Source organism: Bacillus sp. SIMBA_074, from assembly GCF_046534555.1.
Taxonomy (GTDB): domain Bacteria; phylum Bacillota; class Bacilli; order Bacillales; family Bacillaceae_G; genus Bacillus_A; species Bacillus_A mycoides.
The window spans coordinates 1-271 of sequence record NZ_JAWRYM010000537.1; the positions used below are offsets into that span (position 1 = coordinate 1).

Annotated in this window: 1 protein-coding gene; it reads left to right on the forward strand. The window is 46.5% G+C overall.

Annotation, left to right across the window (positions count from 1 at the left end; all coding sequences use genetic code 11):
• Positions 1 to 271: rhodanese-like domain-containing protein (locus tag SB773_RS31880; RefSeq protein ID WP_410594334.1), on the forward strand; the 271-nt coding region annotated here is incomplete at both ends.

The following is a 271-nucleotide window of genomic DNA, read 5'->3' on the forward strand; positions in this document are numbered from 1 at the left end:
TATCGTCCTTGATGCCAGAAATGACTATGAATTTGATTTAGGACATTTCAGGGGTGCAATCAAGCCGGAAATCACAAATTTCCGCGAACTTCCGGATTGGGTCCGTGAAAATAAACAAATGTTCGAAGGCAAAAAAATCCTTACGTATTGCACAGGCGGTATCCGCTGTGAGAAATTCTCAGGCTGGCTTGTCGAAGAAGGCTTTGAGGATGTTAGCCAGCTTCATGGCGGCATCGCAACATACGGGAAGGATCCCGAAGTCCAAGGTGAC